The sequence below is a fragment of the Bradyrhizobium sp. SZCCHNRI1029 genome, assembly GCF_032487555.1.
Lineage (GTDB): Bacteria > Pseudomonadota > Alphaproteobacteria > Rhizobiales > Xanthobacteraceae > Bradyrhizobium.
On record NZ_JAUEUK010000005.1, the window covers coordinates 331,149 to 346,975 of the forward strand.

14 protein-coding genes are annotated in these 15,827 nt (G+C 67.0%); 7 read left to right on the forward strand and 7 right to left on the reverse strand.

From position 1 onward, the window contains the following. Positions 1-703: 703 nt before the first annotated feature. The 4 genes from QW861_RS16580 to QW861_RS16595 form a co-directional block, all read right to left on the reverse strand. A complete protein-coding gene (locus QW861_RS16580) occupies positions 704-2,191 on the reverse strand; it encodes a L,D-transpeptidase family protein (protein ID WP_315752309.1) in 1,488 nt (495 codons plus the stop codon). 294 nt (positions 2,192-2,485) lie between these two features. Then, a complete protein-coding gene (locus tag QW861_RS16585) occupies positions 2,486-3,448 on the reverse strand; it encodes an acetyl-CoA carboxylase carboxyltransferase subunit alpha (protein WP_315715221.1) in 963 nt (320 codons plus the stop codon). Positions 3,449-3,667: 219 nt separating this feature from the next. Beyond that, positions 3,668-4,624, reverse strand: a complete 957-nt coding sequence (gene xerD, locus QW861_RS16590) for a site-specific tyrosine recombinase XerD (protein ID WP_315715222.1) — start codon at positions 4,622-4,624, stop codon at positions 3,668-3,670. Positions 4,625-4,795: 171 nt separating this feature from the next. Continuing rightward, on the reverse strand, positions 4,796-4,942 hold the full coding sequence (locus QW861_RS16595; protein ID WP_316193331.1) for a histidine kinase: 147 nt from the start codon (positions 4,940-4,942) through the stop codon (positions 4,796-4,798). 156 nt (positions 4,943-5,098) lie between these two features. Here QW861_RS16595 and QW861_RS16600 point away from each other — a divergent pair, with 156 nt between their 5' ends. From QW861_RS16600 to QW861_RS16610, 3 genes are all read left to right on the forward strand, one after another. Further along, positions 5,099-5,764: a shikimate kinase gene (locus QW861_RS16600; RefSeq protein WP_315715223.1), complete on the forward strand. Its 666-nt coding sequence runs from the start codon at positions 5,099-5,101 to the stop codon at positions 5,762-5,764. Further along, complete coding sequence (gene aroB, locus QW861_RS16605; protein WP_316193284.1) at positions 5,761-6,909, forward strand: 3-dehydroquinate synthase; 1,149 nt, start codon at positions 5,761-5,763, stop codon at positions 6,907-6,909. The genes QW861_RS16600 and aroB overlap by 4 nt, the downstream gene beginning before the upstream one ends. A 73-nt stretch (positions 6,910-6,982) precedes the next feature. Continuing rightward, a complete protein-coding gene (locus QW861_RS16610; protein ID WP_315715225.1) occupies positions 6,983-8,287 on the forward strand; it encodes an HlyC/CorC family transporter in 1,305 nt (434 codons plus the stop codon). Between the two features lie 7 nt (positions 8,288-8,294). Here the strand turns inward: QW861_RS16610 and QW861_RS16615 are convergent, their stop codons facing one another. Continuing rightward, positions 8,295-8,564 (reverse strand): BolA family protein, encoded by a 270-nt coding sequence (locus QW861_RS16615; RefSeq protein WP_316174476.1) that lies wholly within the window; start codon positions 8,562-8,564, stop codon positions 8,295-8,297. 110 nt (positions 8,565-8,674) lie between these two features. On the opposite strand from QW861_RS16615, the gene QW861_RS16620 reads away from it, so the two are divergent. Then, on the forward strand, positions 8,675-9,319 hold the full coding sequence (locus tag QW861_RS16620; protein ID WP_315715227.1) for a J domain-containing protein: 645 nt from the start codon (positions 8,675-8,677) through the stop codon (positions 9,317-9,319). 43 nt (positions 9,320-9,362) lie between these two features. Here the strand turns inward: QW861_RS16620 and QW861_RS16625 are convergent, their stop codons facing one another. After that, the gene (locus tag QW861_RS16625) at positions 9,363-10,451 is read right to left on the reverse strand and encodes a citrate synthase/methylcitrate synthase (protein ID WP_316193285.1); all 1,089 of its coding nucleotides are present in this window, start codon (positions 10,449-10,451) and stop codon (positions 9,363-9,365) included. Between the two features lie 83 nt (positions 10,452-10,534). On the opposite strand from QW861_RS16625, the gene QW861_RS16630 reads away from it, so the two are divergent. After that, positions 10,535-11,758: a citrate synthase family protein gene (locus QW861_RS16630; protein WP_316193286.1), complete on the forward strand. Its 1,224-nt coding sequence runs from the start codon at positions 10,535-10,537 to the stop codon at positions 11,756-11,758. Positions 11,759-11,772: 14 nt separating this feature from the next. Here QW861_RS16630 and QW861_RS16635 read toward each other — a convergent pair whose 3' ends face one another. After that, a complete protein-coding gene (locus QW861_RS16635) occupies positions 11,773-12,429 on the reverse strand; it encodes a DedA family protein (protein WP_315752305.1) in 657 nt (218 codons plus the stop codon). 295 nt (positions 12,430-12,724) lie between these two features. Here QW861_RS16635 and cobS point away from each other — a divergent pair, with 295 nt between their 5' ends. Both cobS and cobT read left to right on the forward strand, forming a co-directional pair. Further along, positions 12,725-13,723, forward strand: coding sequence for a cobaltochelatase subunit CobS (gene cobS, locus QW861_RS16640; protein ID WP_315715231.1), 999 nt, complete (start codon positions 12,725-12,727; stop codon positions 13,721-13,723). A gap of 144 nt (positions 13,724-13,867) precedes the next feature. Next, positions 13,868-15,769, forward strand: a complete 1,902-nt coding sequence (gene cobT, locus QW861_RS16645) for a cobaltochelatase subunit CobT (protein WP_315715232.1) — start codon at positions 13,868-13,870, stop codon at positions 15,767-15,769. Positions 15,770-15,827: the final 58 nt, after the last annotated feature.

Consider the following 15,827-nt stretch of genomic DNA (forward strand, 5'->3'; position numbering starts at 1 on the left):
ACGAGGGGCGCTGCGCGGTCGTCACGAAGCGTGGAGTGCGGGATGTGATGGGCGGGCCGGTTTGCAGCGTGATCATTCGCGCGGACGAACAACATCGGCTCGCACGGTCAAGTCGCGTGGTCCTGACCTCCCGATGCTGAGGTCAAGCCGGCTGTTGATGCCCCGCGCATCTCGCCGGTGATGGGGGCAACACAGCCCGGTCCCCAGGGAGATCGCGAAGCAGCCGTTAAAACTATCGCGCAGGGAGGGCCGGGTCGTCCGGCTGGACCTGTGGTACCTGCCGCCTGCATTTTTTTCGCAGGCGGGCCACGGGCCTCAGTCGAGGTCCGGCCTTCCCTGCACCCTCGCTTCGGAAGAGGGTGAGATCGATGCATCACTCGGACGCCAAGAGCGTCGCGAGGACAATGACGCGCGTCCCCAAATGCAGTTTGAGATTGCTGACCACGACGGCACCACAAACGCGATGCTCACCCTCCCCTGGAGGGGGAGGGTCGCCTCACGAGGAGCGAAGCGAAACGTGAGGCGGGGTGGGGTGATGTCTCCGCGCGCAAAAGCATGCGTGGAGAGATCATCCCACCCCGCTCGCCCGCTTCGCGTGCGATCGACCCTCCCCCTCCAGGGGAGGGTGGCACCCGAGCGCGCGGCTAGCGTCCGGCGGCCCTCGGTATCTCGCCAAAAAAAGCGGCGCTCGATGGACGGCTTACTATTTGAATCCTGCGAACCGGCTGTCGAACGAGTTCGACTGCAGCACTGGTACGGCGCCGGAGACCAGCGCGGTCTGGGTCTGCGCGGGGGCCGAGGCCGTGGTGGCGGGCGCGTCGCCGGCGGCGGGCTTGAACGGCGGCCGCGCGGCGGCCTGCCGGGTCTCGGCGGGCTTCGCCGCGACCGGCTTGGGCGCAGGCTTGATCTCGGCGGGCTTGATCTCCGAGGGCCTGGCGTCCGCGGTCTTGCTCTCGGGCTTCGCGGTCGCAGCCTTGGTGTCGGCCGCGGCATTGCCGCCGATCCCGACCTTGCGGGCGAGGCTCGACATGAAGCTCGGCTTCTCCGGCGCACTGACGGCCGCCACCCGGGTGGAGGGCGCCGCTGCGGGAGCCGGAGCCGCACTGGCCGGCATCGCGGCGACCTCGTCGGCGCCGGGCGCGCGGGGCGGGTTGACATGACCGGGGATCGTGCCTGGCGCCGGCGTGAAATTGGCGAGCGACAGGCCCGGCGCTTCGCCGGCGTCGGACAGGCCGGTGGAGGCGCCCGGCACGCGGCTGGCGAAGATGGGGTTCATGCCGCCATCGATGCCGGTGTTGAGCTTGGCGACCGGCGTGCCCTTGGAGACGAGCTTGGCATATTCCGCCTCGTCCGCCTGCTGCTTGTCGCGCACGGCGGCGGTGATCTCGTCGGGCACGACGTAGGCCGGGCACTTGGCGGAGGCGTCGAACACCGGATCGTGCGTCGCGCCCGGCGGCTTCTGGGCGTCGAAGACGTACTTCTTCTCGCAGAAGTCGACCTTCGGCTCCTGCCGGGTGACTTCGAAATGGTCGTAGCCTTCCTTGATCATGCGCCAGAACGGCATGTTCGGATTGTTGCGGTGCCTGGCCATGTTCACCGGCGTCATCCGGAACGGATAGGCCTGGAACTGGAAGGCGCGCTGGCCGCCGAAGAAGGACTCGCGCCCGAGCGCATAGATCTCGGCGATCTGCTCGTCGGTCATCGCGAAGCAGCCGCGCGAGGAGCAGTCGCCATGCACCATCAGCTGCGAGCCGGTGCGGCCGAGCGCCTTGTCGAACGCGTTCGGATAGCCGGTGTTGAAGGACAGATAGTAGGCCGATTGCGGGTTCATCTGGCTCGGATTGATCGAGTAGAAGCCCTCCGGCGCCTGGCGGTCGCCCTCGCGCACCTTCGGTCCGAGATCGCCGGACCAGCGGCAGATCGGATAGGTCTTGAGCAGCGCGAACTTGCCCGAGCGGTCCTGCTTCCAGACCTCGAGCTCGGCTTCCTGCTTGAACACGCGGACCAGGATCGGCGACTGCAGATCCATGTCCTTCTCGCCCATCGTCGCGACGAGCTTCGGCGGCACCGGCTGGTTGGCCTTGGCGTTGGTGGCGAGCGCGACCTGATCGCTGTTGCAACCCGTCAGCAGCGCGCCGGCGGCCAACACCGCCGAGGTCATCAGAACCCGGACGAAAGCGCGGTTGATCAAAGCAAAGCTCCCCGCAAACCCGGCATGCCGCAACACCCCAGTCTCATCTCACGCGATCGGCCCGAAAGCTGGATAAATCACGGGTCGACCCTGTGTCATGCCGTCAAACCATTGATTAAAATTGTAGCCTTTGACCCCAAGCCTCGCAACCCGCGCTCCGGCGATGCCGAAAGGCCCCGGCCGCTTTGGTCAACAACTCCTAAACAGCAGACCCCGCCGGCGGGGCCGAAATGCGGCCAAACGGCTGGAAAGACTCACAAAACCGCGAGCGCCGGGAGCTCGGCTCCGGCCCGGTCAGCCGAGCTTGCGGCCGATCTCGATGAACTTCTGCCGGCGCTGTTTGCGGATGGCGTCGGCGTCGAGCCCCTTCAGCTCGTCGAGCGCCTGGGCGATCGCCTCGCCGGTGGCGGCGATCATCGCCGCCGGGTCGCGGTGGGCGCCGCCGACCGGCTCCTTGAGGATGGTGTCGACCACGCCGAAACGCAGCATGTCCTGGGCGGTGATCTTCATGCTGTTGGCGGCTTCCTGCGCCTTGGTGCCGTCGCGCCAGAGGATCGAGGAGGCGGCCTCCGGCGAGATCACGCTGTAGATCGCGTGCTCCAGCATCAGCACCCGGTTGGCGGTGGTCAGCGCGATGGCGCCGCCCGACATGCCCTCGCCGGTGATGATCGCGACATTCGGCACGCCGAGCGCCAGGCAGGCGTCGGTCGAGCGGGCGATGGCCTCGGCCTGGCCGCGCTCCTCGGCGCCGATGCCGGGATAGGCGCCGGCGGAATCGACCAGCGACAGCACCGGGATGCCGAACCGTTCGGCCATCTCCATCAGCCTGACAGCCTTGCGATAGCCCTCCGGGCGGGCCATGCCGAAATTGTGCTTGAGACGGGATTCGGTGGTGGCGCCCTTTTCCTGGCCCATCACGCAGATCGGCTCGCCGCGGAAGCGGCCGAAGCCGCCCAGCAACGCGGCGTCCTCGCCGAACTTGCGGTCGCCTGCGAGCGGCGTGAACTCGGTGATCAGCCCGCTGACGAAATCGGTGAAATGCGGCCGCTGCGGGTGGCGCGCGACCATCGTCTTCTGCCAGGGCGTCAGATTGGCGTAGAGCTCGGCCAGCGCCTGGCCGGCCTTCTCCTCGATCCGGCTGACCTCCTCGCCGATGTCGGTGCCGGAGGCGGCCATCGCCCGGAGTTCATCGACCTTGGAATCGAGCTCGGCAACGGGCTTTTCGAAATCGAGGTAGCTGCGCATGGGATCCGGCATGGAAGAGCTGAAGGAAGAGCGCTGGGAGACGAAATCGGTTCGGCCTTCGGACCTGAAGCCGAAGGACTTCAGGAGCTTAGGGTACGATCGGTGCCCAGCCTCCAGGCATCGCGCCGGGATCGCGGGCAGGATGGCGCTCTTTCGGGGCAGACGGGCGCGAAGTCAAGCCGGCCGGGCGTCACGCCGGCGGATTTGGTTTCGGGAAGGTGTGAAGCGAGGTCAGGTCTCGGCCAGCGGGTGCAGGTCGCGCACCAGGCTCTTGAGCCGCTCCTCGACCACGTGGGTGTAGATCTGGGTGGTCGAGATGTCGGTGTGGCCGAGCAGGGTCTGGACGATGCGCAGGTCGGCGCCGTTGTGCAGCAGATGGCTGGCGAAGGCGTGGCGCAGCACGTGCGGCGACACCAGCCGGGCCGGCAGGCCGCTCGCCACCGCGAGCTCCTTGAGGTCGCGGGCGAAGTGCTGGCGGGTGAGGTGGCCGCTCTCGCCGAACGACGGAAACAGCCATTTGCCGAATGTCGCACTGGCCTTCTTCTCGGGCTTCAGCGCATCCAGGGCGGCGAGATAGTCGGCCATCGCCTGGCGCGAGGCCTGGTTCAGCGGCACCAGCCGCTCCTTGTTGCCCTTGCCGCGCACCACGATCATGCGGGCGTCGTTGCGCGCCGCGGTGCGCGGCAGCGCCACCAGCTCGGAGACGCGCAGGCCGGTCGCGTAGAGCACCTCGAGCAGGCAATACAGGCGAAGCGCGCGCAGCCGCTGCGCCGGCGAAGCGTCCGCGCCCTCGCTCAGCTCCTTGGCGCGGGTCAGCATCCGGTCGACATCGCCGATCGACAGCACCTTGGGCAGCGGCCGGCCGCGTTTCGGGCCCGACAGGATGGCAGCGGGATCGTCGCTGCGGATGCGCTCGCTCAGCAGGAAGCGAAACAGGTGCCGCATCGCCGACAGCCGCCGCGCCACGCTGGAGGATTTGAAACCCCTGGTGTCGAGATCGGCGAGATAGTCGCGCAATGCCTGGGTGTCGGCCGTGGCGAAGCCGTTGGCCTTGCCGCCGAGAAATTCGGAGAGATCGGTGAGGTCGCGGCGATAGGCGTCCAGCGTGTTCTGACCGGCGCCCTGCTCGGCGGCCATCATGTCGAGGAACAGGCTCATCAGCCCGGCGTCGGAGGCCTTGACCTTCATGTCGTGAAATCCGCTGCGTCCGAGGCGATCGAATCACTACGAGGTATTCGTGCCGGCACGGCGAGCGGTGACTGCAAATCTGGCCGATATCGCGGCGCCCGGCCGCCTCAGACAACCGCAAAATTCTTAATCAATGCCCTGTGGCTTTTCGGTTCGTCGCAGCGGCGCCGCTCATCTCTTCTGGAACCTGTCGGGCGGGATCGTCACCGTTATCTCGCGCGGCTTCGGATTGACGAAATTCGCCAGCGCGTAGATCGCGCCATAGACCACGCCGACGATGACGGCGATGACGGTCAGGAAGCGGAACAGGCTGGGCATGTCGGTCGCGCAGGCCACCAGAAAGGGAACGGTTTCATCCAACATGTTCGCATCGGCCTTGCAAGCCCGTCGGACAGACCGGGCAGCTCGCCTTGGCTCGGGGGGACGGAACAGGATGCCTTTGAAAGCAGCAGGGGCTGGGTTAGAAGCCTGGAGATGACCGACACGACGCAACCCGCACCCAGCCCAGCCGCTCCGGAGGCCGCGATTCTCGCAGGCCTCGGCAAGCGGCTGATCGTGCTGGTCGGCATGATGGGTGTCGGCAAGTCGACCGTTGGCCGGCGGCTCGCGGCGCGGTTGCGGCTGCCCTTCGTCGATGCGGACACCGAGATCGAGACCGCGGCCGGCATGACCATACCGGAGATCTTCGAGTCGCGCGGCGAGGACTATTTCCGCAACGGCGAGGCCAGGGTGATCGCCCGCCTGCTCGAAAATGGTCCGGCCGTGCTGGCAACCGGTGGCGGCGCCTTCATGCGCGAGGAGACGCGGCGGCGCATCCAGGAGAAGGCGGTCTCGGTGTGGCTCAAGGCCGATGCCGACGTGATCATGCGCCGCGTTCGGCGGCGGGCCGACCGGCCGCTGCTGCAGACCGCCGATCCGGAAGGCACGGTCGCTCGCCTGCTCGTCGAGCGCGAGCCGGTCTACCAGCTTGCCGATCTCACGATCTGCTCGCGCGATGTGCCGCATGATCGCGTTGTCGAGGACTGCATGGAGGCGCTGCAGGCGTTCTTCTCGCCACCGGAGACCGAGGCGGGGCCGGCCGGACCACAACCCGATCCAGTTCAACCCGATCCTCCGCAGGCGATGGGCGCGCTCCGATGACAGCACCACTGAAGCATTCCGATCCGATCATCGTCGACGTCGCGCTCGGCGAGCGCGCCTATGACATCGTCATCGGCCGCGGCGTGCTGGCTTCACTCGGCCAGCGGATCGCGGCGCTGCGGCCCGGCGTGCGCACCGCCATCGTCACCGACCGTACCGTGGCCGCGCATTGGCTGAAGCCGGCCGAGGCGATCCTGGCGGAGGCGGGCATCCCGGCGTCCACGATCGTGGTCGATGAGGGCGAGGGCTCCAAGACCTATGCCGGCCTGGAGAAGGTCAGCGAGGCGCTGATCGCTGCCAGGATCGAGCGCAATGATCTCGTCATCGCGCTCGGCGGCGGGGTGGTCGGGGATCTCGCCGGCTTCGCGGCCGCCATCCTGCGCCGCGGCGTCGATTTCGTGCAGGTGCCGACCTCGCTGCTGGCGCAGGTCGATTCCTCCGTCGGCGGCAAGACCGGCATCAATTCGCCCCAGGGCAAGAACCTGCTCGGCGCCTTCCACCAGCCGGTGCTGGTGATCGCCGACACCGCCGTGCTCGACACGCTGTCACCGCGCCAGTTCCGCGCCGGCTATGCCGAGGTCGCCAAATACGGCCTGCTCGGCGATGCCAGCTTTTTCGCCTGGCTCGAGGCCAACCATGCCGACATCGTCAAGGGCGGTGGGGCGCGTGAGCACGCGGTCGCGACCTCCTGTCGCGCCAAGGCGGCGATCGTCGCCCGCGACGAGCGCGAGACCGGCGACCGGGCGCTGCTCAATCTCGGCCACACCTTCGGCCATGCGCTGGAGGCCGTGACCGGCTTCTCCGACCGGCTGTTCCACGGCGAGGGCGTTGCGGTCGGCATGGTGCTGGCGGCGCAGTTCTCGGCCGAGCTCGGCATGCTGCCGCCCGACGACGTCGTCAGGATCGAGCGTCACCTTGCCGCGGTCGGTCTGCCGACCCATCTGCAGGACATCGCCGGCTTCGCCCAGGAGGGGATCGGCGACGCCGATCGGCTTTTGGCCTTGATGGCGCAGGACAAGAAGGTCAAGCGCGGCAAGCTCACCTTCATCCTGATGGAGGCCATCGGCCGCGCCGTCATCGCGAAGGACGTCGATCCGGCGCGCGTCCGCGACTTTCTCCAGGCCAAATTGCGCAGCAGAAGCTGATCCCGGGCTTTACGCCGTATTGAGCAGTGCCAACGGATCATCGGCGGCCTCCCTACAGAGCGACATCGGCGTCATGGACTGGTTCACACTCTCCGTCGTCATCCTGCTCCTCGCCGCCTCGGCCTTCTTTGCGCTGAGCGAGACCGCGCTGACCGGTGCCTCCCGCGCCTCGATGCTGCGGCTGTCGAAGCAGGGCAATCGCGATGCCGATGTGGTGTCGAGCCTGTTCGACATGCGCGAACGGCTGATCGGCGCCCTGCTGCTCGGCAACAACATCGCCAATATCGGCGCCTCCGCGCTGGCGACCGGTATTTTTACCGCCTGGTTCGGTGAGGTCGGCGTGCTCTACGCGACCGGCGTGATGACCGCGCTGGTCGTGATCTTTGCCGAGGTGCTGCCGAAGACGATCGCGATCAATGCGCCGGATCGCGTCTCGCTCGCGGTCGCCAGGCCGATGCGCGCGACCGTGTTCGTGCTCGGTCCGGTGCTCGCAGTGATCGAAGCGATCGTGCGCGGGCTGATGCGGCTGATCGGCTTCAAGGTCGGGGCCAATCAGCCGATCCTGTCGCCGACCGAACGCCTGCGCGGTGCCGTCGATCTGTTGCATCATGAAGGCAAGGTCGAGAAGCAGGACCGCGACATGCTCGGCGGCCTGCTCGATCTGCGCGAATTGCAGGTGTCCGACGTGATGGTCCACCGCACCGAAATGGTGATGGTGAATGCGGACCTGCCGCAGGAGGAACTGGTGCGCGAGGTGCTCGCCACCGAGTACACACGCATCCCGCTGTGGCGCGGCACGCCGGAGAACATCATCGGCGTGCTGCATGCGAAGGACCTGCTGCGTGCGATCCGCGCCGCCGAGGGCGATGTGTCGCACATCGACGTTGCTTCACTGGCGCTCCCGCCGTGGTTCGTACCGGAGATGCGCTCCGTGTCGGAACAGCTGAAGGCGTTCCGCCGGCGCAAGACGCATTTCGCGCTCGTGGTCGACGAGTATGGCGAGGTCGAAGGCATCGTCACGCTGGAGGATATTCTGGAGGAGATCGTCGGCGACATCTCCGACGAGCAAGATGTGCAGGTCGCGGGGGTGCGCCTGCAGCCGGACGGGTCCGTCGTCGTCGATGGCTCAGTGCCGATCCGCGATCTCAATCGCGCGATGGACTGGACGCTGCCCGATGAGGAAGCAACGACAGTTGCCGGTCTTGTCATTCACGAGGCGCGTTCGATCCCCGAGCGCGGCCAGAGCTTCACGTTCCACGGCTTCCGCTTTCGCGTGCTGCGCCGGGAGCGCAATCGCATCACCGCGCTGCGCATCGTACCGGTGCCGCGCGGCGAAACCGAGGAGGCGCGGCCGCGCCGTGCGGGCACGGCGTTCTAATTGGGGATCAAGCCTCGCCCGGCGCCTTCGCATGCAGCGCGAGCGCGTGCACCGAGCCGGCAAGTTCCGCTGCCAATGCGGCGTTGATCAGGCGGTGGCGATCGACACGGCTCTTGCCGGCGAAGGCCTGCGACACAATATACACGCGGAAATGGGTCTCACCGCTCGGCTGATGGCCCACATGGCCTTCATGCAGATGTGATTCGTCTTGAACATCGAGGCTCTCGGGCGAGAAAGCTTCGCGCAACTTTTTGATGATAGCATCTCGGGTCCGCATGGTCTCTGGAAATACGCATCAAATTATTTTTCGTCAATCGGCGGTCCCCGCCTGAGGTATTCGCAATGTCAAGACTTGAAGCTTTTCGCGTTGCGTAGTCAAAGTCCGCCATGCCGATCGATTCAAACAAATTCTTCGACTCCATCCGCATCAAGCCCAAGAAGCAGGCTGCGCGGCAGCCGGTGGTGCGCGAGGAGGCCCAGCCCTGTCAGTGGCCGGACTGCAAGAACAAGGGCTCGCATCGCGCGCCCAAGGGACGCGAGAACGCGCGCGAGTATTGGCACTTCTGTCTCGATCACGTGCGCGAGTACAACCAGTCCTACAATTTCTTCTCGGGGATGAACGCCGAAGCGGTCGCGCGCTACCAGAAGGATGCGCTGACCGGACACCGCCCGACCTGGAAGATGGGTGCCAACACGTCGGCCAAGCGCGGCACCGGCAGCGCCGAGGGCGATCTCGGCGATGCCGCCGATCCGTTCAGCGTATTCGCCGAGATCAACGGCCGCGGCAGTTGGCGTCCGGATCCCCGCTCGGCTCCCAAGGCCGAGACGCGCAAGGTCTTCAACGCCGAGCGCAAGGCGCTGCAGGTGATGGGCCTCGGTCCCGACGCGACGCTCGAGGATGTCAAGGTCAAGTACAAGGCGCTGGTGAAGCAGCACCATCCCGATGCCAATGGCGGCGACCGCTCCACCGAGGATCGCCTGATCGAGATCATCAAGGCCTACAACTACCTGAAGACGGTGGTGAAGGGCTGACGCGCGGCAGCGCGCGAGGCTGCCGCACGTCGCGTTGAAGGTATCAGGGCTTCGGCCCGATATAGGCCGAGCTCGGCCGGATCAACCGCCCGGTGCGCTGTTGCTCGCGGGCATGCGCCGTCCAGCCGGCGGCACGCGCCACCGCGAAGATCGGCGTGAACGCCTGGCGCGGAATCTTCAGCGCATCGAGCAGGATGGCGGTGAAGAACTCGACATTGGTGTCGAGCACGCGCTCCGGATTCTTCTGCCGCAGCGCTTGGCGAATGTAAGCCTCCACCTCGCTCGCAAACGGCAGATCAGCCCCGCTGCCCGCCAGCCGCTCGATCGCGCCCTTGAGCACGTCGGCCCGCGGATCGCGCACGCGATAGATCCGATGCCCGAACCCCATCAGCCGCTCGCCACGGCCGAGCGCCGCGTCGACCCACGGCCTGATGTTGTCGCGCGTGCCGATCGCGTTGAGCATTTCCAGCACCGGCTCCGGCGCGCCGCCATGCAGCGGGCCGGTGAGCGCGCAATAGCCGGCGGTGACTGACGCGAACAGGTCGGCCTGGGTCGAGGCGACGACGCGCGCGGCGAAGGTCGAGGCGTTCATGCCGTGATCGCTGACGGTGACGAGATACGTGTCCAGCGCCGCCACCTCGCCGCTCTCGGGCGTGTCGCCGCGGACCATCCGCAACGTGTCTGCGGCGTGACCGGCGTCAGGGTCGGGCGCGATCGGCTGTGTTCCCTGGGCGCGCTGGACCAGGGCGCCGGCGATCACCGGGCAGGCGCCGACGATCGTGGCTTCGTCGTCGAGCCCGGGTTCGGACCGCAGCGCCGCGACGGCGGCGCGGAAGCCGTCGATGATCGACAGGCCGGAGGTCGCGGCGAGCAGCTCGGGCAGCCGGGCAAAGGCACGCTCGCGGGCACGGCCAAGGCTGGCGCGGACCTCGGCCTCGCCGACGGTGCGCTTCGTCGCCGCGCTCCATAGCCGGGCGGTCACGCCCTCGAAGCCGCTGGCGGCGGCGAGATCGGCCACACGCGCTCCGGCGATGATGAGCTCCCCCTGCTGGCCGTCGACGTGGCTGAGCACGGTCTCGGCGGCGGCGATGCCGTCGAGGCCGATCGGGGTCTTGCCGAGCTGGATGGTCATGGCGAGGGTCTCCTTCGAGAATGATCACGCTGACAAGATCCGCTCAGTCGACAACTTGATCAATCTTGATTAAGCTGATCAATATGAAAAAAGACAGCGGCCTTTACCTATCTGCTCGTGAAGCTTCGGCGGAACTCGCGATCTCGCCGGCCACCCTCTACGCCTATGTCAGCCGCGGACTGGTCCGCTCCGAGCCGTCTCCGAATTCGCGCAGCAACCGCTATCGCGCCGAGGACATCCGAGCCCTGAAGGAAAGGCGCGCACCGGCCCCCGAGCCGCGCGCCTTCCGTAGCTTCGATGCGGACCTCCCCGTGTTCGATTCCGCCGTGTCGACGATCACCGAAGCCGGTCCGATCTATCGCGGCGTCAATTGCGTCGACCTGGCCGTGCGCGGCACGCTGGAGCATGCTGCGACCCTGCTGTGGGACGTGACCGCGCTCGATCCGTTTGCGCCAGGCAACCTTCCGGCCGTGTCGGAGGAGATGGGTTTCATCGCCGATGCTGCGCGGCGCGCGGCGCCGATCGACCGCGCCATCGCGGTACTGGCGCTGGCGACACATGCTGATCCCGCGGCTTTCAACCGCGCTCCCGACGGTCGGGCGCTGGTCGGCGCGCGCATCGTTCGGCTTGTGGTCGCAACCATGTTGAACCAGCCAGCGTCAGCCGATCCGCTCCATGTTCAGGTCGCGCGGAGCTGGGCGCCCGGACATGAACATGCGCCGGACCTGATCCGTCGCACCCTGGTGCTGCTGGCCGATCATGAGCTGAACGCCTCGACCTTCACCGTCCGCTGTGCGGCGTCGACGGGCCTCAGCCTCTACGATGCCGTCATCGCGGGTCTTGCGGCGCTCAAGGGACCGCAGCACGGCGGCGCCGGCGTCCTGGCGTCGCAGCTGGTGAAGGCACTCATCGATCGCGATGTCGCGCCGCTGATCCGCGAGCGGGTGGCGCTCGGCGAGCGCTTCGCCGGCTTCGGCCACGGCGTTTACAAGCACGGCGACCCTCGCGCCATCTCGCTCCTGGAGGCGCTGACGCGCGCCGGTGCGCCGCGCAAATTCACCCGCGAGGTGCCCGAGCGGATCGCGGAAGCGACCGGTGAATTCGTGAACATCGATTACGCGCTGGCCGTGCTGGTTCACAGCCTGCGGCTGCCCGCGGGAAGCGAGCTGGCGCTGTTCGCGATGGCGCGCTGCGTCGGCTGGATCGCCCATGCCTGCGAGCAGCTGCAGTTCGGCCGCCTGATCCGGCCGCGCGCCCGCTACACCGGACCCATCCCGGGGCGCGGCGCTATCCTGGAGACGCTCTAGCGACCGCCGTCCGCCTATTCCGCCGTGCCGGCCGCCAGCTGAGTTTCGCGTCGCTTCCGCACGAGCCACAGCACGAGCCAGACCACGATCGTGCCCGCGACAGTCGCGATGATCCAGGTGGACTTGGCGATATGGCTATGATGCGGAATGCCGCCATAACGGTGCAACAGCTGCACGGCGAACACTCCGGGCAGGACATGGGCGCAGGCCCACAGCACGATGGCAGGGATGTTCACGGCGTAGAAGCGGGGCGGAGGGATGTCGAGCGCGCCGGCCGTGATCGGTACGACGGCGCGGATCGGCGCGATAAAGCGGGCGAAGAAGATCGCCAGGGTGCCGAAACGGTGGAACAGGGCCTCGCTCTGCGCCACCAGGCGCGGATAGTTCGAGAACGGCCAGCTCGTCAAGATCTCGCGCTGCCTGCGATGGCCGACCCAGAACGCCCCGCCGTCCCCCAGCACCGCGCCCAGGATCGCCGCCGCCAGCACCCATTGCAGGGTCAGCTCGCCGCCCGGAATCAATGCGCTCAGCGCCAGGATGATGGTCGTGCCTGGAACCACCGAGCCCACGATCGGGATCGCCTCCAGCAGGGCGGCCAGAAACAGGGTGAGATAAGCCAGTCCCGCATGCGCTGAGACGAAGGCAATGAGGGGATCGAGCAGATGGGCCACGCGGTTCCTGTTGGTGCAGAGGGTGGGCGGGGAGCTCCTCCATAAGTAGGAACCCCGGCTCCGGGTGCCACGTCGAGATCCTGGGAAGAGCCGGTGGGCGGAAAGGTGGCACGATTCGCAGGGCAGCCTTTCGAAAACGACCACTCATGCCTATCTCGATGATATAACGACGGAACTTTGATCAAGGCTTAGGCTTCTGCCCGCGCGTGCTCTCTGCTAGGCTGGCGTCGAAGCCCTTCAACCGCAGCCAAACATGAAATCTGGTTTCGGGAATGCCCGGGACCTCGGAGGATGAATGACGACCGCCGCTACGACCAATGCGCAGGAGATGACCGGTGTGCCCGACATGAAGGTGTCGGTGCGGCAGGTGTTCGGGATCGACAGCGACCTTGAGGTGCCGGCCTTTTCCGCAAGCGACCCGCATGTTCCCGAAGTCGACGCCGACTACCGCTTCGACCGCGCCACCACCCTTGCGATCCTGGCTGGCTTCGCCAAGAACCGCCGCGTGATGGTGACTGGTTACCATGGGACGGGCAAGTCGACCCATATCGAGCAGGTCGCGGCGCGACTCAACTGGCCCTGCGTGCGCGTCAACCTCGACAGCCATATCAGCCGCATCGACCTCGTCGGCAAGGACGCGATCGTGGTGAAGGACGGCAAGCAGGTCACCGAATTTCGCGACGGCATCCTGCCCTGGGCGCTGCAGCACAACGTCGCGCTGGTGTTCGACGAATATGATGCCGGCCGCCCCGACGTGATGTTCGTGATCCAGCGCGTGCTCGAAGTGTCGGGCCGCCTGACCCTGCTCGACCAGAACAAGGTCATCAAGCCGCACCCGGCGTTCCGTCTGTTCGCGACCGCCAACACCATCGGGCTCGGCGACACTTCGGGCCTCTATCACGGCACCCAGCAGATCAACCAGGGCCAGATGGATCGCTGGTCGATCGTCACCACGCTCAACTACCTCGCCCATGACGAGGAGGTCGAGATCGTGCTGGCCAAGGCCAAGCACTATCAGAACCCGCAGGGTCGCGACACCGTCAACAAGATGGTGCGGCTCGCCGACCTCACGCGCAACGCCTTCGCCAATGGCGATCTGTCGACGGTGATGAGCCCGCGCACGGTGATCACCTGGGCCGAGAACGCCGAGATCTTCAGTGACATCGGCTTCGCCTTCCGTGTGACGTTCCTCAACAAGTGCGACGAGCTCGAGCGTCCGCTGGTCGCGGAATTCTATCAGCGCTGCTTCAATGCGGAGCTGCCGGAATCCTCCATCAACGTGGCGCTGAGCTGACACACCGGCGTCGTTCTGGCCTCGGGCCGGGACCCATACGCCGCGGCCTCTCTCGTCGGGTGATGCGGGAGAGCGAGTGCGAACAAACGAACGCCGGTGGTTATCGGGCCTGGCGTTCGCCGGGACGATAGCCGCAGGAATCAGATGACCACACCGAGCAACAAGCCCCGTCCTGGCGTCAAGGAAGCACCGACCGAACCTTTCAAGAGGTCGGTCACGGGGTGCCTGCGCGCGATCGCCAGGGCGCCTGAGCTCGAAGTCTCCTTCGCGGCCGAGCGTCCCGGCCTCGCGCCGGGCAAGGCCCGGCTGCCGGAGCCGGCGCGCAAGATGACCAAGCGCGACGCCGCCGTCGTGCGCGGCCATGCCGACTCGATCGCACTGAAGCTCGCCTGCCATGATCCGAAGATCCATCGCAAGCTGATCCCGGGCAATCCGCAGGCGCGTGGCGTGTTCGAGGCGGTCGAGCAGGCGCGTGTCGAGGCGATCGGTGCAAAACGCATGGCCGGCGTCGCCAAGAATCTCACGGCGATGCTCGACGACCATTTCCATCGCGGCAAGTATGACGAGATCACCGACCGCGCCGACGCACCGCTGTCGGATGCGCTGGCGATGCTGGTGCGCGAGCGGCTGACCGGCATGGCGCCGCCGAACGCGGCGCGCAAGGTGGTCGATCTCTGGCGTCCGTTCCTGGAGGACAGGATCGGCCAGCGCCTCGATGAACTCGGCCGTTTCACCGAGGACCAGGCCAAGTTCGGCGACCTGGTTCACGATCTGCTCTCGGCGCTGGATCTCGGCGACGAGCGCAACGCGGATTCGGAAGAGGACGAGGACAACGACGACAATCGCGATGGCGACAATGAGCAGTCCGGCGCCGAGGGCTCGCCGGATTCCGACGCTGCCCAGGAGATGAGCGCCGACCAGGCGCAGACGACGTCGGACGAGATGTCGGAGAGCGCGATGGAGGCGGCCCAGGCCTCGGCGTCTGACACGCTCGACGACGGCGAACTCGGCGACGACGAGACGCCGGGCGAGGCGACGCGTCCGAACCGCGGCGGCGCCAACGAGCCGCGCGGCCCCGAATATCACGCCTTCGCGCCGAAATTCGACGAGGTCATTGCCGCGGAAGACCTGTGCGACCATGACGAGCTGGAGCGGTTGCGCTCCTATCTCGACAAGCAGCTCGCGCATCTGCAGGGCATCGTGGCGCGGCTCGCCAACCGGCTGCAGCGCCGGCTGATGGCGCAGCAGAACCGCGCCTGGGAGTTCGATCTCGAGGAGGGCATCCTCGATCCGGCGCGGCTGTCGCGCGTCGTCATCGACCCCTATCAGCCGTTGTCATTCATGCGCGAGAAGGAAGCGACCTTCCGCGACACCGTGGTGACGCTGCTGCTCGACAATTCCGGCTCGATGCGTGGGCGGCCGATCACGGTGGCCGCGACCTGCGCCGACATTCTCGCGCGCACGCTGGAGCGCTGCGGCGTCAAGGTCGAGATCCTCGGATTCACGACGCGGGCATGGAAGGGCGGACAGTCGCGCGAGGCGTGGCTTGCCGCCGGCAAGCCGGCCAATCCCGGCCGCCTCAACGACCTCCGCCACATCATCTACAAATCGGCCGATGCGCCGTGGCGGCGGGCGCGCAAGAATCTCGGTCTGATGATGCGCGAGGGGTTGCTGAAAGAGAACATCGACGGCGAGGCGCTCGACTGGGCGCACAAGCGCCTGCTCGGGCGTGCCGAGCAGCGCAAGATCCTGATGATGATCTCGGACGGTGCGCCGGTCGATGACTCCACGCTGTCGGTCAATCCCGGTAACTATCTCGAGCGGCATCTGCGCCACATCATCGAGGAGATCGAGACCCGCTCGCCGGTCGAGCTGATCGCGATCGGCATCGGCCACGACGTCACGCGTTACTACCGTCGCGCGGTGACCATCGTCGATGCCGAGGAGCTCGGTGGCGCCATCACCGAGAAGCTCGCCGAATTGTTCACCGAGACCCACGCGGCGCCGCAGCCTGCGCCGGGGCAAAAGCGCAGGCTGCATTCGTAAGCGGCCGTCGGCCGGCTGCGTGCCTCCTCCGGCTCGGAGGAGGTGGGGGAGGGGGCTC

What these genes read in the sequence shown, in the direction of transcription:
- QW861_RS16585 (WP_315715221.1), bottom strand. Translation starts at nt 3,448, where the DNA reads ATGCCGGATCCCATGCGCAGCTACCTCGATTTCGAAAAGCCCGTTGCC.
- xerD (WP_315715222.1), bottom strand. Translation starts at nt 4,624, where the DNA reads ATGAAGGTCAAGGCCTCCGACGCCGGGCTGATGAGCCTGTTCCTCGAC.
- QW861_RS16595 (WP_316193331.1), bottom strand. Translation starts at nt 4,942, where the DNA reads ATGCCCAGCCTGTTCCGCTTCCTGACCGTCATCGCCGTCATCGTCGGC.
- QW861_RS16600 (WP_315715223.1), top strand. Translation starts at nt 5,099, where the DNA reads ATGACCGACACGACGCAACCCGCACCCAGCCCAGCCGCTCCGGAGGCC.
- aroB (WP_316193284.1), top strand. Translation starts at nt 5,761, where the DNA reads ATGACAGCACCACTGAAGCATTCCGATCCGATCATCGTCGACGTCGCG.
- QW861_RS16610 (WP_315715225.1), top strand. Translation starts at nt 6,983, where the DNA reads ATGGACTGGTTCACACTCTCCGTCGTCATCCTGCTCCTCGCCGCCTCG.
- QW861_RS16615 (WP_316174476.1), bottom strand. Translation starts at nt 8,564, where the DNA reads ATGCGGACCCGAGATGCTATCATCAAAAAGTTGCGCGAAGCTTTCTCG.
- QW861_RS16620 (WP_315715227.1), top strand. Translation starts at nt 8,675, where the DNA reads ATGCCGATCGATTCAAACAAATTCTTCGACTCCATCCGCATCAAGCCC.
- QW861_RS16625 (WP_316193285.1), bottom strand. Translation starts at nt 10,451, where the DNA reads ATGACCATCCAGCTCGGCAAGACCCCGATCGGCCTCGACGGCATCGCC.
- QW861_RS16630 (WP_316193286.1), top strand. Translation starts at nt 10,535, where the DNA reads ATGAAAAAAGACAGCGGCCTTTACCTATCTGCTCGTGAAGCTTCGGCG.
- cobS (WP_315715231.1), top strand. Translation starts at nt 12,725, where the DNA reads ATGACGACCGCCGCTACGACCAATGCGCAGGAGATGACCGGTGTGCCC.
- cobT (WP_315715232.1), top strand. Translation starts at nt 13,868, where the DNA reads ATGACCACACCGAGCAACAAGCCCCGTCCTGGCGTCAAGGAAGCACCG.